General features: G+C 59.3%; 18 protein-coding genes. 5 read left to right on the top strand and 13 right to left on the bottom strand.

The window, feature by feature from the left end; translation table 11 throughout:
- Position 1: 1 nt before the first annotated feature.
- From QQJ84_RS08335 to QQJ84_RS08290, 10 genes are read right to left on the bottom strand one after another with little or no spacing between them, the layout of a single operon-like run.
- Complete coding sequence (locus QQJ84_RS08335) at positions 2-664, bottom strand: 4-carboxy-4-hydroxy-2-oxoadipate aldolase/oxaloacetate decarboxylase (protein ID WP_284257679.1); 663 nt, start codon at positions 662-664, stop codon at positions 2-4.
- Positions 664-1,320 carry an RraA family protein gene (locus tag QQJ84_RS08330; protein WP_284257678.1) on the bottom strand — a complete coding sequence of 219 codons (657 nt, stop codon included), beginning with the start codon at positions 1,318-1,320 and terminating at the stop codon, positions 664-666. Before QQJ84_RS08330 ends, QQJ84_RS08335 begins: the two co-directional genes overlap by 1 nt.
- 2 nt (positions 1,321-1,322) lie before the next feature.
- Complete coding sequence (locus tag QQJ84_RS08325; RefSeq protein WP_284257676.1) at positions 1,323-1,991, bottom strand: RraA family protein; 669 nt, start codon at positions 1,989-1,991, stop codon at positions 1,323-1,325.
- Positions 1,992-2,006: 15 nt separating this feature from the next.
- The gene (locus QQJ84_RS08320) at positions 2,007-3,005 is read right to left on the bottom strand and encodes a DODA-type extradiol aromatic ring-opening family dioxygenase (protein ID WP_284257675.1); all 999 of its coding nucleotides are present in this window, start codon (positions 3,003-3,005) and stop codon (positions 2,007-2,009) included.
- A 12-nt stretch (positions 3,006-3,017) separates the two neighbouring features.
- Positions 3,018-4,208, bottom strand: a complete 1,191-nt coding sequence (locus QQJ84_RS08315; protein WP_284257673.1) for a CaiB/BaiF CoA transferase family protein — start codon at positions 4,206-4,208, stop codon at positions 3,018-3,020.
- 11 nt (positions 4,209-4,219) lie between these two features.
- Entirely contained in the window at positions 4,220-4,621 is a 402-nt protein-coding gene (locus QQJ84_RS08310; protein WP_284257672.1) for a Zn-ribbon domain-containing OB-fold protein, read from the bottom strand.
- 2 nt (positions 4,622-4,623) lie between these two features.
- Entirely contained in the window at positions 4,624-5,787 is a 1,164-nt protein-coding gene (locus QQJ84_RS08305; RefSeq protein ID WP_284257671.1) for a thiolase domain-containing protein, read from the bottom strand.
- Positions 5,777-6,895 (bottom strand): acyl-CoA dehydrogenase family protein, encoded by a 1,119-nt coding sequence (locus tag QQJ84_RS08300; RefSeq protein ID WP_284257670.1) that lies wholly within the window; start codon positions 6,893-6,895, stop codon positions 5,777-5,779. The genes QQJ84_RS08305 and QQJ84_RS08300 overlap by 11 nt, the downstream gene beginning before the upstream one ends.
- A 14-nt stretch (positions 6,896-6,909) precedes the next feature.
- Positions 6,910-8,094, bottom strand: coding sequence for an acyl-CoA dehydrogenase family protein (locus QQJ84_RS08295; protein ID WP_284257669.1), 1,185 nt, complete (start codon positions 8,092-8,094; stop codon positions 6,910-6,912).
- A 7-nt stretch (positions 8,095-8,101) separates the two neighbouring features.
- A complete protein-coding gene (locus QQJ84_RS08290) occupies positions 8,102-10,243 on the bottom strand; it encodes an acetate--CoA ligase family protein (protein WP_284257668.1) in 2,142 nt (713 codons plus the stop codon).
- A 391-nt stretch (positions 10,244-10,634) separates the two neighbouring features.
- On the opposite strand from QQJ84_RS08290, the gene QQJ84_RS08285 reads away from it, so the two are divergent.
- Genes QQJ84_RS08285 through QQJ84_RS08265 form a run of 5 tightly spaced genes read left to right on the top strand, consistent with a single transcriptional unit; the run spans position 10,635 to position 16,080 of the window.
- Positions 10,635-11,639 carry an amidohydrolase family protein gene (locus QQJ84_RS08285; protein ID WP_284257667.1) on the top strand — a complete coding sequence of 335 codons (1,005 nt, stop codon included), beginning with the start codon at positions 10,635-10,637 and terminating at the stop codon, positions 11,637-11,639.
- 13 nt (positions 11,640-11,652) lie between these two features.
- The gene (locus QQJ84_RS08280) at positions 11,653-12,891 is read left to right on the top strand and encodes an aromatic ring-hydroxylating dioxygenase subunit alpha (protein WP_284257666.1); all 1,239 of its coding nucleotides are present in this window, start codon (positions 11,653-11,655) and stop codon (positions 12,889-12,891) included.
- Positions 12,892-12,927: 36 nt separating this feature from the next.
- On the top strand, positions 12,928-13,899 hold the full coding sequence (locus tag QQJ84_RS08275; protein ID WP_284257665.1) for a PDR/VanB family oxidoreductase: 972 nt from the start codon (positions 12,928-12,930) through the stop codon (positions 13,897-13,899).
- A gap of 54 nt (positions 13,900-13,953) precedes the next feature.
- The gene (locus QQJ84_RS08270) at positions 13,954-14,736 is read left to right on the top strand and encodes a crotonase/enoyl-CoA hydratase family protein (RefSeq protein ID WP_284257664.1); all 783 of its coding nucleotides are present in this window, start codon (positions 13,954-13,956) and stop codon (positions 14,734-14,736) included.
- A gap of 12 nt (positions 14,737-14,748) precedes the next feature.
- On the top strand, positions 14,749-16,080 hold the full coding sequence (locus tag QQJ84_RS08265) for a 3-hydroxyacyl-CoA dehydrogenase (RefSeq protein ID WP_284257663.1): 1,332 nt from the start codon (positions 14,749-14,751) through the stop codon (positions 16,078-16,080).
- A 70-nt stretch (positions 16,081-16,150) separates the two neighbouring features.
- Here QQJ84_RS08265 and QQJ84_RS08260 read toward each other — a convergent pair whose 3' ends face one another.
- The 3 genes from QQJ84_RS08260 to QQJ84_RS08250 form a co-directional block, all read right to left on the bottom strand.
- Positions 16,151-18,625 (bottom strand): efflux RND transporter permease subunit, encoded by a 2,475-nt coding sequence (locus QQJ84_RS08260; protein WP_284257662.1) that lies wholly within the window; start codon positions 18,623-18,625, stop codon positions 16,151-16,153.
- A 33-nt stretch (positions 18,626-18,658) separates the two neighbouring features.
- Positions 18,659-19,759: a WD40/YVTN/BNR-like repeat-containing protein gene (locus QQJ84_RS08255; RefSeq protein ID WP_284257660.1), complete on the bottom strand. Its 1,101-nt coding sequence runs from the start codon at positions 19,757-19,759 to the stop codon at positions 18,659-18,661.
- Between the two features lie 82 nt (positions 19,760-19,841).
- Positions 19,842-21,221: a DUF1329 domain-containing protein gene (locus QQJ84_RS08250; protein WP_284257659.1), complete on the bottom strand. Its 1,380-nt coding sequence runs from the start codon at positions 21,219-21,221 to the stop codon at positions 19,842-19,844.
- Positions 21,222-21,244: the final 23 nt, after the last annotated feature.

Genomic DNA, 21,244 nt, shown 5'->3' with positions numbered 1-21,244 from the left:
CTCAATTGAAATTATAGATTTCGAGCGTCGTCGCACCGGCTTCGATGCGTTTTAAAACATCCGCCTCCTCCAGCTCGCGCGCCTGCGCCTTGGCGACCAGTTCCGCCGCTCGCTCCCGAGGCAACGCCACAACGCCATCACGGTCGCCTACCACCAGGTCACCCCCGGAGATTACGATCTCACCAATATAGACCGGCGCATTGAGCCAGCCGACGGCGCCGTAATCCTTCAACGTGCCGCGAATGCATAGGCCGCGCGCGAAGACCGGAAAGCCGATCTCCTCCAGCAGGCCGGCATCACGTACGCAGCCGTCAATGACCAGGCCCCCAAGTTTTTTCACCTTCGCCGCGGTACTCATGATCTCGCCCCAATAACCATAGTCGTAACCGCCGCTGGCATAGACGACCATGATGTCGCCCGGTTGAGCGATGTCCATGGCGCGGTGCAGCCAGAGATTATCACCCGGCGGAGAATGCACGGTGAGTGCGGGGCCACAGAGGCGGAACGTGTTGGCCACCGGCTTGATGGCGCAAGGCAGCGCGCCGATCTTCCCGGCGGCCTCATGGATCGTCGCCGTCGGCAACGTCGCCGCGGCGGCAACCGTTTGCGCATCCACGCGCGTGATCTTGCGTTGCGTAGTGAGGCCGGCATTGTGATGCTTCATCAGTTATCCTGCGCTGTCTGCAATTGATGATAACGGAACTGCGCCCGCGCCTCGTCCAGCCGCATGCCACCGCGCACCGCTTCGCGGATCGCAGTCTCGGCCCGCTCTATAGATTCCGCGATGTCCAGGACCTGCTGCTCGCAAGTCCTGGGAATAACGACAACACCATCGGCATCGCCGCGCAGCAGATCGCCTGGTTCAACGCGTACGTTTCCAAGATTAACAGGCACGTTCACGGCATTAAGCTGCACCCGGTCCTTTCCGGTGCGCATCCAGCTATCCTTGCTGAACACGGGGTAGCCAAGCACCATGCACAGGGAAACATCCCGGCAAATGCCGTTTATGACCGTGCCGCCCAGGCTGCGGCGATGCGCGATCTCGGTAAGGATGTCGCCCCAGACGGTTACATCCTCGCGCCCGTCATTATCCAGCACTAGCACGCTGCCCGGCGGCACATCATCGATATAATCGCCGACAGTACCAGGCGGATTTGCGGCCGGGCCATAGGACAGCGTATAGGCGCGGCCGGCGAGGCGGAATTTAGGGTCGCGCCCCTTGATCTTATACGCCTGCCCATTGATCCGAAGCTTATCCAGGGCGTCACTCAGCGTCGCCGTGTCGAGCTTGGAGGCACGCTCCACATTCTTGTCGGTCATGCTCACGAATCCTTTAGCATCTGCTCATAGGTCTTTCCCATCACCTGGCTGATCGGCGTGCCGGACAGGATGCCCTTGGACATCACTGCCTCCTTCATCACTACGGTTTCGGCGATGTCGAGGATTTCCTCAGCTCTTGCCCGCGGCAAGAAAACGATACCGCTGGAATCGGCCAGCACATAGTCACCCGGATTCACGGCAATCTCGCCGATTTCGACGGGAATGTTCGTGCCCTTTTCCACCACGCGTCCGCGTGCGGTCCGGCAGGTGAGCCCGCGCGCAAAAACCGGAAACTGATAGGTGACCGCTTCGTCAATGTCACGCACCGCGCCATCGGCGATGATGCCGGCAACGCCGCGTGTCTTGGCGCCGAGCGAGAGCAGCCCGCCCCAGCAGGCGGCCTCTATGCCTGAGCGCTGCTCGATGACGATGACGTGGTCCGGCCCCGACAGCTCGATGGCCGTGCAGCCAAGATGCACCGGCGGCCCTGGCGGCGGCTCACCCGTGCCAAGTTTGAGCGTGGTCACCTGCCCTGCGATACGGCCGGCACCGGCACGAAGCGGAATGCCGGTAACGGCGCCATGCAGCTTCAAACGGTCGAGTGCATCCGAAACGGCGCAGCAATCCAACCGCCGCAGACGCTTCACGATGTTTTTGGATTCATCGCTCATATTTTCACTCCAATATCAGAATAATGTGCGCCAGGCAGCGAAGCACAGACCCGTGCCGGTTAACGCCGGTGTCCGGTAGCCCGGCACATACGAGACCCATTCCATATCCAGCTCCTTTGCCGCCTCGGCGACGACGAGCCAGTTACGTATCTCGGAGCTGCCGGCCTGTAAAAGCTTTGGATGTATGGACGAGAGATATTCCGTGTTCTGAGTTTTCAACGCCTCGATGATGGAATGATCGAGTTGCTCATCCACGACGAAATGGCTGAGCCCGCCGGACGCCAGAATTCCGACACGCAAATCCGCCGGATAGGCTGCAACCAGCGTGCGCAATGCGGCGCCCAACTGGCTGCAGCGCCGCGGCGTCGGCTGGTTTGGTGGATCAAAAGTGTTGACGATCACGGGGATGACCGGAAGCTCTTTTCCCGCGAGATAGCGGCGATGGATGAAGGAGAATGCATGTCCCTCAAACTGGCCCGGCTCCAGCCCCTCCATCGCCGCAATGTCGAAATCACGGTCGCATAGCTCACGGATCATCCAGCGCGCCATCTCATGATGCACCGGATAATCCTTGTCCCCATCCGGTTCCTGGCGCCACATGCGGGCCCTTTGTGTCCAGTGATCCTTAGGCGTTACCACGGCCTTGGCATTGCGGATCGTATGGCCGTAATAGATCGCGAAAGCCGGGTTATTGGTATTTCGAAACAGTTCCGTTTGATCGTCGCCGACGATGATCAGCACATCGAGTTTCGCGGCGTGAATGCGCTCGCGCAACTCGTCCATGGCCGCCTGTGCCATGTCAAAACGCTCACTCATTTTCTCAGGTGTAACCATTTCGCCAGCACCCGGCGGGGCGGCGGCGAGGAGCGTATCATAATCCGTCTTCTCGCCGGCACGATTATAGTAATATGGATTCTTCGGATCGATCTGCAAAAATCCTCGCTGCCAATCCTCGCGCTGCGAGGCGAGCATGATGCTGTGGGAAGAGCCGAATGAAGCAACGAGTTTGGCCATTAGTAGCCTCTTTCAGACGATGTGGTTGGACCGCAACTCCGCGATACGCTTAGCCGTATAGCCTAGAGCACTCAGGATCGTATCCGTCTGCTCCCCTTGCTCCGGCGCGGGACTAATTTCGTTCTTTTGGTCGTAGCCGGAGAGATGGAACGGCTGCCCCACGACTGAAACCTCACCAAGCTGCGGCAGGTTGAGCGGCCAGGCGATTCCGAGATGCCTCACCTGCTCATCCTCGAACACCTGATTCACATTGTAGATCGGCCCGCAAGGCACCCCAGCCTTCAACAGCGCCTCGGTCCAATCCGCCGTACCACGGCTCTTGAACGCCTCGCCGACCGCCGCATTGACCTCGGCGCGATTCGCCACGCGCTCTGATTCAGAACGAAACCCAGGCTTTTCGATCAGCGACTCAAGCCCAAGTGCCTTGCACAACCGTACCCACATCGTCTGCCCAATGGCGGCGATGTTGAGATAGCCGTCGCTCGTGACGAACACGCCGGTTGGCACGGTGAGCGGATGTTCATTGCCGTTTGAAACAGGAACCTTCCTATCCACTAGATATTGCGCCGCCTGGAAATCCAGCATCGCAATCTGGGCCTCCAGCAGCGAGGTATGGACCCAGCGCCCTTTGCCTGAAACAGCACGTTCGAGTAGCGCCGTTAGAATTCCCATTGCGCAAAAATGCCCGGCACAGAGATCGGCGATGGGAATACCGACGCGCATCGGCCCTTCGCCAGGCTTGCCGGTAATGCTCATCAACCCGCCCATACCCTGCGCGATGGAGTCGAAACCCGGCCAGTTTGCATACGGTCCGTCCTGGCCAAACCCTGAGATGCTCGCGTAAACAAGGCGCGGGTTTACCGCCTGCAATGCCTCCGGCCCGATGCCAAGCCTGTATTTCACATCGGGGCGGAAATTCTCGACAAAAACATCGGCGTCCTTCACCAGCGCATTCAGGATCTTCCGCCCTTCCTCCTCCTTCATGTTGAGGGTCAGACTTTCCTTGCTGCGGTGCAGATTTTCATAATCCGCACGGTTGTGAGCACGGCCGCCGATCATGTCATCGCCACCCGGCGCACCGCGCGGAATTTCAAGCTTGATGACGCGCGCGCCCATATCCGCGAATAGGCGAACAGCTGTTGGCCCGGCGCGCACGCGCGAGGCATCTATGATGGTGAGATGAGAAAGGGGACCGCGCCGCATGGCTTGCTCTCTTAAAACGGTGTAAACATTGTGACGGATTGACCATCTTCGCTTGGCCAGAAAACGGCCCTCACCCGCTGGCCGATCCGCAGGGTCTTCGGCTCCGCATCGAGGATATTCGTAAGCAGGGATACGCCTTCGTCGAGCGTCACATAAGCCAGCGTATAGACCGCGTCTTTTATGGCCATCGTGCTGAAGGAGTAGATCCTCCCCTCCCCTGAGGACGCGAACCAGCTCGTGTTTATACTCAGGCAATGGGGGCAGATATCCCGCGGGTAGTAATGAACCTCGCGGCAATCGTCACAACGCTTCAAAAGAAGCTTGCCCTCATTGGCGGCTTGCCAGAAGGGTGCCACCTCCGGCAAAATGCGCGGAGACATGATCTTGCGGCCCAAGGGCTTTGTCTCGGACATACTCAAATCCTTTCCATAATCAGCGTGCCGGCCGTATGACGCGAGGCGAGCGCGCCGCCGATGCCGTTGGCAAGCGCGAGATCGCAGTTTTGCACCTGCACGGCCGGATGCGCCTCGCCGCGCAACTGGCGCACGGCTTCAATAACCTTCGTCATACCGCCGCGATTGGCCGGATGATTGTTGCAGAGCCCACCGCCATCTGTATTGAATGGCAACTTGCCAATGCCGGAGATCAGCCCTCCATCCTGCACGAATTTTCCACCTGTACCTTTCTTGCAGAAACCAAGGTCTTCAAGCTGCATCAGCACCGTAATGGTAAAACTGTCATAGAGTGACGCGTATTTGATATCGGTCGGCGTCACTCCGGCTTCGGTGAACGCGCGCGGACCGGACCAGATGGCGGCGGAATAGGTAAGATCTACCTTGCCGCCCATTGCATGCTTGGGAGCTTCACCCGTCCCCCGGACCTTTACCAGCGGTCGCTTCAACTGCCTCGCAATTTCGGGACGTGCGACAATCAGCGCGCCGCCGCCATCGCTGACCACGCAACAATCCAGCCGGTGCAGCGGGTCGGAGACCATCGGGGAATTCACCACATCCTCGACGGTTACGACATTTTTCAGCATCGCATGTGGGTTGTGCTGGGCATGATGCGAGGCAGCGACCTTGATCCATGCCAGCTGCTCGCTGGTCGTGCCGAACTCATACATATGCCGCTTGGCCACCATGCCGTAGAGATTTGCCGTGGTTGGACCGAAGGGAAGTTCAAACGCGACGTCCGGCGCATCCGGGTCCGGCGATTTCAGAGATAGCGCGGCCCCCGCGGCCCGCGGCCGCCCGGCCAGCGTAATCAGCGCCACGTTGCAGCGTCCCGCCGCGATGGCTTCAGCCGCATGGGCCACATGCAGAATCGGCGCCGAGCCACCGCATTCCGTTGAGTCTACATGTCGCAGTTTCAAGCCCAGATATTCCGCCATGGTGGTGGCACCCAAGCCCGGGGCATCACCCGCGCAAAAATATCCGTCAATATCCTCTTTCGAGAGACCGGCATCCTCCAGCGCCCCCTTCGCGACATCGCCATGCAGGCGCACGACGGAGAGATCATCGGCTTTGCGGGTAGGGTGTTCATATGCGCCGACGATATAGGCTGATCCGTTAAGACTCATTTCCGTTTCCTTGCGCCATGTGCTTGATGAAGCGCTGCAAATGATAAGATGCGTCACCAAACATCTGGTTGATGACGAGAAGCCGTTTGGCATAATGCCCGGCGCGGCATTCGTCAGTCATGCCCATGGCACCATGCATCTGGATCGCCCACTGCCCCACGCGGCGCGCGGCATTGCCGATGGTCACCTTGGCGGCAGAGATCAGCCGCGCACGCTGCCCGGCATCCTCGCTGCCGGCGGCCAGCGCGGCAACGCAGGCCATGGACTTGCTCTGTTCCAGATCGATCAACGCATCCGCGATGCCGTGTTGCAGCACCTGGAACTTTACCAGAGGCTGGCCGAACTGCTCACGTGTCTTCAGATAGTCCGTTGTCAGGTCTATCAATGCTTCTATCGCGCCCGTTGCCTCGGCACAGAGTGCCGCGGTGGCGTAGTCGATCGCGGCCTGCAAAACCGCACGCCCAGCACCGGTAATCAACGCCTCACCGGAGACCGTGGCGCCATCCAGCGTCACATGTCCGGCAGCGCGGCCATCGAGTGTACGAAATGATTGAACGGAAACGCCAGGCGTTCGCGCATCGACGATGAACAGCGCATCATCCCCGGCGCTGACCACGAACCCATCCGCCGCATCGGCCCCGGGGACATTGATCTTTGTGCCATTCAGCAACCACCCTCTATTTTGCTGCACCGCCGTTACCGCGGGTTTGGCAAGATCATACCGCCAGCCTGATTCGAGATAAGCAAGAGAAAGTCTCCTCCTACCGACAGCGATTTTCGGTAACCAGGTGGAACGCTGCGCATCCCGTCCGGCTTTGGAGAGAATATAAGCGGCCGGCAGATTGCTGGCGATCCAGCTTCCGCCACCAAGCCGGCGGCCAAGCTCCTGCGCGGCAAGCATGATTTCCACAGCCGTCAGGCCACTCCCATCATACGCGGCGGAGATATCGAGGCCGAACAGGCCCAGTTCTGCCAATGCCGCCCAGCGGGAGGCAGACAGCGTCGCGGCTTCAGCATTGCCGCATTGGTGCAACGGATATTCTCCATCGCAAAATTTGCGCACCGCGTCGCGCAGCGCAAGGTGGTCGCCGGTGAGTGAGAAATCCATGGTTCCGTCCCGCCTTACGCCGTTAGGAAGGCTTTGCTGATCAGATTGCGCTGCACCTCGCTGGTGCCGCCATAAATCGTGATCTTGCGCGAATCGAGGTAATTGGCGGCCAGCGACATGAGATCCGGCGGCGCGACCGGCGGCACCAGCCCTTGGTCACCGCGCAGCGCGGCTTCGTCGAATGGCAATGCGCCGGGACCGGCAACTTCTAAAAGCAGCTCGTAGATCTCCTGCCGCAATTCCGTGCCGCGCACCTTCAGCATCGAGGCCTCAACGCTTGGCACCCGGCTTTCCTGGTTCTTGCTCAGCATCCGCAACCCGGTAAATTCCAGCGCCATCAGCTGGATTTCCAGCGCGCCCAGCCGCGCCGCCAGTGCCGGATCATCCGCCAGCCCATGCGCCTGGGCCAATGCCCGCACACGCGCGATCTGCTGTTTCGAGGAGCCAATGCCCGCAATACCGGTGCGCTCATGTCCGAGCAGATATTTGCCGTAGGACCAGCCCTTGTTCAGCTCACCCACAACATTCTCAGCGGGCACCCGTACATTGTCGAGATATATCTCGTTGAGGTCGTTACCGCCGTCGATCATCCTGATCGGCCGGACCGTGATTCCCGGCGTCTTCATGTCAATGAGCATGAAGGTGATGCCGTTCTGCGGCTTGGACGAGGACTCCGTGCGCACGAGGCAGAAGAGCATGTCGCAGAAATGCGCGTAGGATGTCCACAGCTTGTGCCCGTTGACGATGAAATGATCACCGTCACGTACCGCCGTGGTCCGCACCTGTGCGAGGTCTGACCCTGCGCCCGGTTCGGAAAAGCCCTGCGCCCACCATGTTTCGCTGCGGCGGATGGCCGGCAGATAACGCGCCTTCTGCTCTTGCGTGCCCACCGCCATCAGCACCGGCCCCAGCATAAGAATGCCGCTGGCAATGATGCGCGGCGCGCCGCCAAGCAGCGCCTCCTCGTCAAAAATATAGCGCTGCAGCGGCGTCCAGCCGGGCCCGCCATATTCTTTTGGCCAGCTCGGGGCGCTCCACCCGCGCTCGTACAATCTCTCGTACCAGGCGACATAATCGGCGCGCTCAAGCCTCAGCCCAAGCTCCACTTTGCGCTTCAGCCATGCCGGAAGATGGTCTCTGACGAAACTTCTGACCTCTAGGCGGAACGCTTCATCTTCTGCGGAAAATTCTAGTTTCATGTCCTCCTCAAGATGCCGCCGAAGCCACGATCAGCGCATCAAGCGCCAGAATACCTTCAGGATAGGCGACGAGCGGATTGATATCGATTTCCATAATGTCGGAATTTGCCTGCATCTGCCGGCTGACCAGCGCGACGGCACGCGCCAGCGCCTTCACATCCACCCCGGCGGCGCCGCGCACACCCTGCAGCAGGGGCGCGGCCTTCAGGCCCCCGATCTCCTCCAAAATATCCTGTTCCGAAAGATTGGCCGGCAGAAGGCGGAAATCCTTCAGCACCTCGATCCACACGCCCCCCATGCCGACCAACACAACTGCGCCCCATTCCGGGTCGCGCTTGGCGCCTACTACAAGCTCCAGCCCGCGCGGTCCCATGGCTTCCACCAGCACACCGTCCAGCACCAGCTCCGGCCGGTGCGTGGCAACGTTCTGCAGCAGGGTTCCCCAACCGGCACGCAGCGCGGCTTCGTCGGCCAGCCCCACCATCACGCCGCCCACGTCACTCTTATGTGGCAGTTCGCTCGCCTGCGCCTTGATGACGACGGGGTATCCGATTGTCGCCGCAACCGCGGCGGCTTCATCGGCAGTGGTGGCCAATGCGCCGGCGGGAACCGGCAACCCCAGGGCTTTAAGCCAGGACTTGCTTTGGTATTCGGCAAAAACGCCGGAAGGCGGAACCGCGCCCGGCAGCTTCAGCACGGCCTGCGGAGCGGCCGCCCACCGCGCGGCGCGCTGCAGCGCCTGGCCGTAGAGCGACACGCGTTTCAGCGCACGCAACGCCCGGTCCGGCGAACGGAAAAACGGCACGGCCGTCTGTTGAATCGCCTCGGTGAAAAACGGTTCCAGCGGGCCGTTATCGCCCATGATCACCAGCACGGCCGGCTTGGCCGCGCGCGCCAGCGCGGGGAGCACATGGCTGGCCTTGTCCTTCTGCGCAATCTCCGGGCCGCCCATCAGACACAGGACGATGGACCCCACCGCGTCGTCGGCCAGCACGACATCGATCAACTCGCCAATCAGGCCAGGGCTGCGCACGCCGATCGTGGTATAGTCCAGCGGATTCTCCGGCACCGCGTAGCTTGGCAGCTTCTCCTTCAGCCTGGCAACCGTTTCCGCCGCGAAGGCAGGCAGTTGCAGGCCAATATCCTCCGCGAAATCGAGCGTGATGTTCTTCACCGCGCCGGAAGCGGTCATGATTGCCGGCGCGCCGGACGGCGGCGCCGGAAAACGATGCAGGATCGCTACCGTATCGAACAGCTCGTCCAGAGAATTCACGGTGACCACACCTTCGTTTTGTAGAATAGCCATGGTCACCGCATGATCGCCCGAAAGCGCACCAGTATGCGACTGAGCGGCCTCACGCGCCTTGTCACTTTTTCCAGGCATCAGCAGCACAATGGGCTTACCCACCTTGCGCGCCCGCGCAACGATGTTCAGGAATAATTTCGGGCGGCGCAATTGCTCGGCATAGAGCGCGATGCAAGCTACCTGCTTATCCGAGACGAAATGCGCCAGATAATCCTCCACACCCAACGACGCTTCATTGCCCGTGGAGACAGCCTGGGTGAGCGGAATGCCACGCCCGATGAAGGCATCACGCAGATTCGCCGCCATCGCGCCGCTCTGCGCCAGTACGGCCACGCCGGGGCGGCCGCCGCACGGGTAGGGCGCGACCGTCTCAAAGGTGATGGGAATACCGTGCTCGAAATTGGTGAAGCCCATGCAGTTTGGGCCGATGAGCAACATGCCAAGCCCGTGCGCCACCTCGGCAATCTGCTCCTGCCTCGCCCGTCCCTCCTCGCCCGTCTCAGCATAGCCGGACGCGAAAATAACCGCTGCCCCCGTGCCGCGCTCACCCAGCGTACGCACCGCCTCCAGCACCCCAGCCTCGGGAATGGCGAGCACTGCCAGGTCGACGCCTTCCGGCAGCTCATCCACACTTTTTATGCAGCGGCGGCCGTTGATCTCGGTGCTGCTGCGGCTGATCAGGTGCAGTTCACCCGCATAACCAAAACGCTCAAGATTGGCGAGAACGAATCCGCCAAAGGAGCGCGGATCGGCCGAAGCACCGACGATGGCAATGGAGCGCGGCTTAAGAACATACTCAACCGGCCGCGCGGCCTGAAGGGCGGGATGGAATAAACTGTTCATTATATCGTCTCGTGTCTTCCGGCTATTCGGGTTTAATATTCCTGTACATCACTCTGGCATACCAAACAGAAATAGGCAAGACAGCCTTATGAGGCCCGCAGCACGCTAGTTTTCACATATTTTGTTTATATAAGTTAAGGAATTATTTGAATTTTACCGCCAACATGGCAACCATTCACAACAAAAATCCTCTTTGCCATTTGAATGCCAAAAGATATGGACAGGTATATCTTTAACCTGTAATAGGTATTTAGCGATCCCCTCTGGCGCCGCAGCACCAATTTGCGGCGCCAGAATATCGCATAGGTCTAATCGCACCAAAGCACCGGAGGAGAAAGCCGATGGCCCCCCCCCAAAGGCGCCTCGGTCATACACTAAGGGACGTTTTCACGTGATCATCGACTCCCACGCCCATGTTGTCATGCCCCCGGAGAGCTTCCGGTATATGGCAGAGCTCATCGGGGGGCGCGCCAACCCCTCCACTACCCCCAGAATTTCCGACGACTCTGTGCGGAAGGTGGCGGAAGAACTAGTCCGCAGCATGGACAGCGTCGGCACCGACGTCCAGTTCATCTCTCCCCGCCCTTACCTGCAAATGCATTCAGTAAAGCCACCCCGGGTTAGCGAGCTATGGTCCCAGCACTGCAACAACATCATTGCCCGCTACGTGGCCCTATTCCCCGACCGCTTCCGCGGTGTGGCCGGCCTGCCGCAGTTCATGACCGAATCGCCCGAGGTCCGTGTGGTCGCGGAGCTGAAGCGCAGCGTAAACGAACTGGGCTTCATCGGCTGCCTCATCAACCCGGACCCCACCGAAAGCGAAGGCACCCCGGCGGGCCTGGGAGACCCGTTCTGGTACCCGCTTTACGAGGCAATGACCGCGCTCGATGTCCCCGGCCTCATCCACTCCGCCGGCAGCTGCTCGGCGCGGGAGTCCTACACGCTGAAATTCATCAACGAGGAGAGCATCGCCATCATCTCGCTCCTCGACTCTAAGGTTTTCGAGACCTTTCCTGACCTTAAGATCATTGTCGCCCATGGCGGCGGCGCCATTCCTTATCAAATGGGCCGTTTCCGTTCCTGGAGCGTTCGCAAGGGCGAGACGGTGAGCTTCGATGAAAAGCTTAAAATGCTGCATTTTGATACTTGCAACTACTCCAAGGATGCAATCGAGCTGCTGTTGCGCGTCGCAGGGACCGATAATGTCATGTTCGGCACCGAGAAACCGGGCACTGGCTCCGCCCGCGACCCTATCACCGGCCGGGACTATGACGACATGAAGCCGGTAATCGAAAGCATCGAGTGGCTCACGGCCGCACAGAAGAAGAACATCTTTGAATGCAATTGCAAGCGCGTCTATACCCGCGCATTTTGCGAAGTCTCAACCCGACCCTGAAGGAGTTTCTATAATGGCGATGACCCGCGAGGACAACGAGCTGCTGACGCGCGTCGAGAACGGTGCGCCGATGGGCGAAATGATCCGGCAGCACTACTGGCTTCCCGCTGTTCCCTCAGTGAAGCTCGAAGCGGACGGCGCACCCGTTCACGTCAAGCTTCTCGGCACCTCCTATGCCGCCTTCCGCGCCACGGATGGTAGCGTGGGCATCGTCGACGAGCAGTGCCCGCACCGCAAGACGTCGATGCTGCTCGGCCGCAACGAGAATAACGGACTGCGCTGCATCTTCCATGGCTGGAAGGTAAACACCAGCGGCGCAGTTGTCGAAGCGCCGAACCATTCCGGCGACCAGGAGCGCTTCTGCAAGAACGTGCGCGTGAACAAATACACCGTGCGCGAGGCCGGCGGCATCGTCTGGGTGTGGCTCGGCAAAGGCGAGACCGCACCAAAATTCCCGGACCTGCCATTCACGAGCCTGCCGGTCTCGCAACGCTCGGTCACGAGCACGGAAGTTCCGACCAACTGGGTGCAGGGCGTTGAGGCTTCAATGGATTCCTCACATGTCGGCGTGTTACACGAATCCACCACGCAGATCACGGCTGGCGGCGGCAACGAGCGCATGCACATGAATGTTGCGCTGGCCCCGAAGTTGGAATTCGAGGACCAGCCCTATGGCTACCGCTATGCCGCCCTGCGCGATTTACCGGACGGAAAAATCTATGCGCGTGTCAACAACTTTGTCATGCCATGGTACGGCATCATCTGCGCGCCGGATGCCAAAGGCCCCAGCACGGTGTTCTTTTCTACGCCGGTGGACGATGTCACGCACCGTGCCTGGTTCGTACATTTCAACCCGCACCGGCCGCTCGGGATGACCATCATGTCCGCCACACCGGATGTATGGAATTACCCGCCCCTGCCGCCAGGCAATAAGGAAAACAACTGGGGCCAGAACCGAGACTTGATGAAGCGCGGCCATGCCACGGGATTTCCGCAGCACCTGGGCACCGAGGACTTCGCCATGTTCATCGGCCAGGGCCGCATTGCCGACCGCACGACCGAGCAGCTCTGCGCGGCAGACGGCGCGGTGCTTCGTGTGCGCCAGCAGCTTCTGCGTTCGGTGCGCGAGTTCATGGAGGGCAAGGTTCCCACCTTCGCCGGCAACCCTCTGCTCGACTATTCCAAAGCCGTATCCATCGGCGGCGTGCTGGCGGCGGATGAACATTGGCAAAGCCTAGTGGCCGCAAACTAACGAACGAGTCTTCAAATGCAACCACACACACTCCCGTTGCGGATCGCTTACGTCGAATCCGCAACGGACTTAATCAAGCTCGTTCGTCTGGTATCTGCCGAGGGTTCCACGCTTCCAGGCTTTTCGCCCGGCGCTCATATCCAGATCGAGCTGCCCGCCAGTGCCAACGTCTCCGGCGGCAACTGGCGCTCCTATTCTCTGATTAATTTCGATCCCGCGCTGGATACGGCCACGCCCGCCCGTGAATATCTCGTCGCTATCCGCCGGGAAGATGAGGGGCGCGGCGGGTCGCTGCACGTCCATCGCAACTTCAAGGCTGGCGATGTGGTGAACACCCGCCCGCCAGCCAATAATTTTACGCTTAACCCGCACCCAGGCAGCCTGTTGCTCGGCGGCGGCATCGGTGTCACGCCCATCATCTCCATGGCGTCCGAGCTTGCGCGCCTGAAATTCGGGTTCGATTTCCATTACACCGGCCGCAATGCTGGCCAGCTCGCCTTTACGGATGTGCTAAAATCCCGTTTCGACGGCCGGCTTCATTTGCACGCCGACGACGATCCCGCCACACGCCTCGACATCGCGGCCCTTCTCAAAACCCACAACCCCAGCCAGCCGATCTATGTTTGCGGGCCGAAAGGCATGATCAACGCGACCATCGAGATCGCCGAAGGTCTCGGCTGGGCGAAGGCGGATATTCATTTCGAACTCTTCACGGAAGCGACCGCGCGGGACGGTGATCAGCCGTTCGATGTGGAACTGAAATCCTCCGGCAGAACTTTCACCGTTCCGGCCGATAAATCCCTGCTGCAAACGCTGGAAGAAAATGGCGTGAACATGCTGTATGACTGCCGCTCCGGCTATTGTGGGCTTTGCTCCGTTCCCGTGCTGTATGGTGAGATCGACCACCGCGATACATTCCTGTCGGCGAACGACTATGCGAAAGGGGATGTGATGCAGGCTTGTATCTCGCGCGCCAAAGTTGGAAGCCACCTGGTTCTCGACCTTTGACCAATCGGGCCGGCGGACAACCCGCCGGCCTTCGCGTTTCTAATGGAGAATTCTATGACCAAACTCGTAACCTATGAACTGGAAGGCAAGATCGCCCTGATCGGCCTGAACCGCCCCGAAAAGCGCAATGCCATCAATGAGGATGTGATCAACGCATTGCGTGAGGCCGTGATCCGCGCCGGCGAGGAGGCCGATACTGGTATCCTCTTCGGCCATGGCAGCAATTTCTGCTCTGGTCTCGATCTGCGTGAGGCCTTGTCCCGTGCCGGTGCCGGAACACAGCCCGCGCGCAAGCGCAAGCGCCATTCCTGGCACGAAGTGTTCGACATCATCGCCCGCGGCCCCATCCCCTTCGTCGCCGCACTGCATGGCGCGGTCGTAGGCGGCGGGCTGGAGCTGGCAATGGCGGCACATATCCGTGTCGGCGACGAGACAGCATACTTCGGCTTGCCAGAAGGCCAGCGCGGCATCTTCGTGGGCGGCGGCGGCACGGTCCGCATCCAGCGCGTCATTGGCTACTCCGTGATGGCGGATATGATGCTCACAGGCCGCATCCTCAACATCCAGGAGGGCGAGCGCGAACATATCGTGCGCTATGTTGTGCCCGCCGGCCAAGCGTTGGAAAAGGCCATGGAGCTGGCGGCAATCATCGCATGCAATACCTATGACACCAACTGGCGCATCACCAACCTGCTCCCGCGCATCAATGATTTCTCTCATGAGGACGGGCTCTTCGTGGAATATCTCAATTCTAACATGGCCCGCACAGCCGAAACCGAATCCCGTCTGCGCGACTTCGTAGAAGGCCGCGCCGCGCCGCTGCTCACCAAGAAATAAGGCCAGACAAGCATGACCGCCATTCAACAGCGCGATTCCGCCGCCTATCTCAAATTCGCCGAAGGCGAAACCGCGAAAATCCCCGGCATCGGCGCCGATGTCGTCCCCCGCCCGGTCGACAAGGCCGCCATCATCGGCGCCGGCACCATGGGCAGCGGCATCGCCATGTCTTTTGCCAACGCGGGCATTGCCGTCACGCTCATCGATGTTGACGAGGCCGCGCTCAATCGCGGCCTCGCGCGCATGAAGGACAATTACCAAAGCAGCGTCAAGCGCGGCCGCCTCACGCAGGAGGCCATGGCCGAGCGCCTGGTGCGCATCACCGGCGCCGTGGGCCTCGCGGCCGTAGTGGACGCCGATCTGATCATCGAGGCCGTGTTCGAGGATATTAGCCTCAAGCAGAACATCTTCCGTGAGTTGGACAAGCTCGCCAAGCCCGGTGCGATCCTCGCCACCAACACCTCCGGGCTGGATGTGGACGCCATCGCCGCCGTTAGCAGCCGTCCCGCCGATGTCGCGGGGGCGCATTTCTTCAGCCCCGCGCATGTGATGCGGCTTCTGGAAGTCGTACGAGCGGAAAAAACCGCGTCGGACGTTATCGCCACACTCATGCAGCTCGGCCCCCGCCTTGGCAAATCCGCCGTTCTGGCACGCGTCTATCCCGGCTTCATCGGCAACGCGCTGTTCCGCAACTACGCGCGCGAAGCGCATTTCCTCGTCGAGGAAGGTGCGCTGCCCTACCAGGTGGACAAGGCCCTCACCGATTTTGGCTACGCCATGGGCATCTTCGCCGTGCATGACCTCGGCGGAAACGATGTCGGCCTGCAAACCCGCAAGGCCCAAATGGCGACCCGCCCCACGGACCGCCGCTGGAACGACCTCATCATCCGCCTGTGTGACCTCGGCCGCCTCGGCCAGAAGACAGGCAAAGGCTGGTACAAATACGAGTCCGGCAGCCGCACCCCGGAACGCGATCCTGAACTGGAGCAGATCGTCATCGACTATTCCGCTGAAATCGGTATCGCGCGCCGCGAAATCTCCGAAGAGGAGATAATCAAGCGCTGCCTCTACGGTATGATCAACGAAGGTGCAAAGCTGCTGGAACACAAGGTGGCGCTCCGCCCCAGCGACATCGACATCGTCTATGTCACCGGCTACGGCTTCCCCGCCAAGCGCGGCGGCCCAATGTACTATGCCGACCAGATCGGCCTGAAGAACGTCTATGCTGACATTCAACGCTTCCACGCTCAACTTGGTTTTTGGTGGCAGCCCGCCCCTCTGTTGAAAAAATTAGCGGAGGAAGGTTCTAGCTTCGCCGCCTACCAAATCGCCCTGCCATCGTAGCCGGACGGCAGCTCAAACAAAAAGCCGGTGGAATTTCCACCGGCTTTTTTATTCCCCGTTCGCCCTCTGCTTATTCTCCTGGACATGGCGGCCGGTTCCGCTGCAGCGTATAGCCATTATCCGCTTTGCCCGCCCGCGCCACTCGGTCCGCCTGTGCCATGAACATGGAAGGCGGCAGCAGGAAACATGCAAGCGACGGCACCAGGATCAACGCCCCCATCATGTTGCACAGGAACATGAAGGAAAGTAGAAGCCCCATATCCGCCTGAAACTGAATCGGCGCCAGCACCCAGGTCGCCACGCCCGCGGCCAGCGTAAAGCCCGTCAGCAGCACCACCCTCCCGGTAAACAATAGCGTTCGATGATAAGCGAGCGACAGACTCTCCCCGTCGCGCATATGCTTGAGCATGATGCTGAGCACGTAAAGGGCGTAGTCCACACCGATGCCAACGCCAAGCGCAATCACCGGCAGCGTCGCCACCTTGATCCCAATATGCAGCCATACCATCAGCGCTTGCCCCACCAGCGAGGTGAACACCAAAGGCAGAATGGCGCACAGCACTGCCCGCCAGGAGCGGAACGTAATGAAGCAGAACAAGATGACCGAAGCATAGACCAAATACAACATCTGATCATTCGCTGCCTTGATCACCATGTTCGTCGCCGCCTCGATACCGGCGCTGCCGCCGGCAAGCGTGATCTTCATGCCTTGTACAGAATTTTTCGGATCGTTAATGAAATTGTCCACCAAATCGACGACCTGGTTCAGGCTCTTCGACTTATGGTCCGTCAACGCCACGAAAATCGGCGCGAAAGTGCATGATTCGTTCGCCAGATTCGGCGGCACATACCGCGAATCATCATTGAGCGAACGCTGGTACGAGCTGATATCATACCATTTCGGCGACCCTTCCGCGAGCATCGTTGCAATCAGCCGGGACTCCGAGGCGATCGACGAGGTCGACAGCACCTGCGGCAATTGCTGCAACCGCCACTCCAGGTCATCAAGCTTGGACACCACAGCATAAGACGCACACTGATAAGGCTGCGTATCCACCATGATCACGAACATGTCGCTGCCAATCACATAATGGCTCGTCGTATAGGCGCTATCCATATTGTATTGTGATTGAGGGCGGAATTCCGGCGCGCCCGTTGAAAGATCACCGATCTGCAAGCCCCGCCCCACATACCAGCTCCCGCCGGCAATGCCTGCCGCAACCCCGATGGCCGCTGCCGCGTAACCAGGCCGCGTGAACAGATCCAGAAAACGCCAAATCAGATGCGCATCCGCCACGGCGGGATCGTCTGAATCTGTACGCATATTGCGCAACGCAGCCTTCTTGCTTACTCCGGTATAGCTCAACAGAATCGGCAGCATGATCAGATTCGTAAAGATCAGCCCCCCCACACCGATGGAGGCGATCAGCGCCAACTCCCGAATTGCATCGATCCTGATGGTCAACAGCACCGCGAAACTCAGCATATCGCATGTCAGCGCAGCAAAGCCCGCAAGGAACAACCGGCGGAATGTATAACGCGCCGCCACCAGCGGATGCGTACCGCGCCCAATATCCTGCATCACACCGTTCATCTTTTGCGCGCCATGGCTCATGCCTATGGCGAACACGAGAAACGGCACCAGCACCGAATACGGGTTGAGCGAAAAGCCCAGCAGCGGCACGAACCCGAGCTGCCACGTCACCGCCACAAGCGACGCGCATACGACCAGCAGTGTGGAGCGCACGCACCGCGTATACCAATAGAGCATCGCCACCGCGATGACGACGGAAAGCGCGAAGAAATCCAGCACCTTGTTGATGCCGTTGATCAGATCGCCCACGATCATGGCAAAGCCGGTGATATGTAGCGTCACGCCCTCAGCCGCATATTTCACGCGCAACGCATTAAGCTGCCGTGCCAGATCGCCATAATCTAACGCCTTACCCGTGATATTGTTCTTCTCAAGCAACGGCACATAGATCATACTGGACTTGAAATCCGGGCTTACCAACTGCCCGATCTGCCCCGTCTCCTGAATATGCTGTCCCACGACCGCAAGAGAGGCCTTGCTGCCGTCATAGTTCTGATCGATCACCGCACCGCCACTTAACCCCTCCGGCGTCACCGTCGTCCAGCGCGTGTTCGGCGTCCATAGCGAACTCATATAGGGCCGGTCCACGCCGGGCAGCAGATACACCTCGTCGCTCAGTTTTTGCAGTGTGCTTAGATATTGCGCATTCAGAACCGTCCCGTCATTCGCCTCCACTGCGATCCGTACCGCGTTACCCTGCCCTTGCAACAGATTATAATGCTCAAAGTAATTAACGATGAAGGGCTGGTGCGCAGGGATCATCTTGTTGAAGCTTGCGTTCAGTTGCACGTGGCCTGCTTCCACCCCCATGAAGACCGTCATCACCAGGCACAATAGCAGAACGACAGGCCTGTTGTTGAATAGTAGCCGCTCCAGAAAGCTCCCTGAACGCATATCGAAATTCGCGATGTCGGCAATTACCGGCACCTGGCTGTCAATCACACCCGCCACTGTACGCACTCCCCAATTCAGACCGCACCTGAATCATTTCAGACCGAGTTGCTGAATGTTCCCGGTCATAATTCCCCGGCTGCCCGCGAACACGAGCCTGCCATCAGCCGCCTGAGCCACGGCGAACACCGCCATCGGCATATGGCGGTTCGCGGCCTGATAAGTCATGCCGTCATCCGCACTCTCATACACGCCACCATCCGCGCCGGTAATCAGTAGATTTCCCGAAGACAGCAGAATACCATCCGTTAAATCTGCCGTGCCTGGCATCGCAATCTGCGACCAACTCTGCCCCCTGTCGATGCTGCGCACCAGGGTGCCGGCCACGCCGTACGCTACCACATTGCCTTTCGCCGTTCCCGTAACGCCGAACAGTGTTGCGTTCGCCGCCTTTGCCACCTGCGGAAAACTCTTCGCGCTGTCGCTTGAGCGGAACACCAGACCGGTTTCCCCGACCACGTAGATATCACCGCCAATTACTGCAGCGCCATACAGATTATGGCTAAGCGAATCCCCGACATCCAGGCTTGCATCCTGCCATGTAGCGCCGCCATTATCGCTGCGCATCGTCATGCGATAAGCGCCGAAGGCGATCACATCCCGCGGGCTCAGCGCCAGTGCACAAAGAAACGGTGTCGAAGCGCCACGCTCCTGCAGATGCTGCGCCCGATCCACCGCCATCGGCGTGCCCACAGAGGGGTTATTGTCCGCCACCGCCTGTTGCGCCGCCTGCATCATCAATTGGTCCGCCTGAAATCCATTCAACTGAATGGTCCAATCTTTGCCGCCGTCGCTCGTGGCGAGGATCACACCGGAATTACCGACTGCCCAGCCATGTTGCCCGTCAGCAAAGGCAAATCCGGTAACCGTAACATCTACCGGCACGCTCGCCTGAGTCCAACTCACACCGTCATTATTTGAATAGATGATAACACCATGCTCGCCGCCGGCGACAATCCGGTCGCCGGCATTATCGAGCGCGTCTAGGAACACGCCACTAGGCTTCAACACATGGATCGCAGGTTCATCCAGGGCCAAAACATCAGTCGAGGCTCGCACCATTCCCGGGGCCAAGGCACCGGCAAGGTATATACATACCGCCCCTATTTTCTGCACTCGAGCCGCCATATTCATCTATCCATTAACTCTCAATACTTCCGTGGTGTGCCTAAGTATTATTGCCCAGGCACACCTCTCATGTTTCCAACAGAAACGATCAGAACTGCGATTCAGCCGCCATCATATTCGGGTTGAAATCGTTCGCGGGATTGGCGTTGAAATCCAAATCTCCACCATAGATGAGATCCGTCCACGGTCCGGAATCCAACACGTACTGGTCCGTCTGCAGATCGTAAATGGCAGTCTTCCCGAACAATGTCCCTGGCACTTGCGGGCATACCTGATTGAAATTGGTCACCACCTTCCATAGATTGCCCTGTGCGTCGTATTGCTCCTCCACTGTTATAGTCCAAGTATCCTCGTCCACATACATCCGGCGGTGCGGCACCACATGGCGCTGGCCCGGCGCCAAGGTCGCATCCAGCACCCATACCCGATGCTTTTCCCAGCGCGTGTATTGCGGATTTACGAAGTTCTTTTGCAGGATCACCGCCGGACTTTGCAGATACTGCGCATTGTTATTGTAGGGAACATACATCTCCTTCTTGCCCAGCACCTTCCAGTCATACTTGATGGGTGAGCCTGTGAAACCGAATTGATCGTCCCAGTTACCTACGCCTCCCGATAGAGCGTCCGGTGTGTCAAACTGCAACTCTGGTGCCTTGCGGACGCGCCCTTGTCCAGGCAACAGCTGCCACGCTTCCTGCGGCAACTGCAGCGGGTTTGTAGAGTCATACTCCACGAATTGTTCGCCCTCTGAGGTCGGCGGCGCAGTGACGTGAACGCGAATTTTGGCAAGAAACCCATCATAGCTTGCCACACTCCCACTCGGCAAGTAATAGGTGTTAGTTTCATTAACCTTGATAGTCTGCGTCAGTTCGACCTGCCCGTTACTGACAAGGAAAGCCGAGAAGATACCGTTATAGTAAACGCCGAACCAGCGGCATATATGGTTCCAAATGATCTCTGCACCCTGATTTTCACCCTCGTCTGGAATGGGAAATGGAATGCCGCCATACGCTCCGGTAAAGCCGTAGCGTGCACCTTTGGAATTAGGCTGCGCATTCAAACAGTTCTGTGCGGTGTTATCGTATACCCACTGCGGTGCGCAGGCGGTACGGTGAGTGGGATATATATCAACGCTGTACCCATATTTCCTAATTAGCGCCGCCACGCCAGGAGAGATAACATCCTGATATTGTTGGAAGTTGCTGGAATCTATACTCAAGAGCTTTTGATCGGCCGCGAAAAAATCCGGGATCGACCGGCTGCTCGGCGTCCAGTCGGCGGGGGCTGTAAAGCCGCCAGTCCAGGGCGGGATGCTGCCGTCGGCATTGCCCGCCTTCTCCGCCCCCAACGGCGTCAGAGTGGATTTGAGTAAATCTGCATTCCGCGGTGCTGCCGCCCTCGCCGGACACGCGGCTTTCAGGGCGATTGCGCTGCTGGCGGCCAGAAGGCCGAAATATCTTCTCTTCATTATTGTCCTCATCTCTTTTCTTT

The organism is Acidocella aquatica (assembly GCF_030160635.1).
Taxonomy (GTDB): domain Bacteria; phylum Pseudomonadota; class Alphaproteobacteria; order Acetobacterales; family Acetobacteraceae; genus Acidocella; species Acidocella aquatica.
Note: the sequence above shows the minus strand (reverse complement) of the source record. Positions and strands in the feature narration are given on the sequence as shown.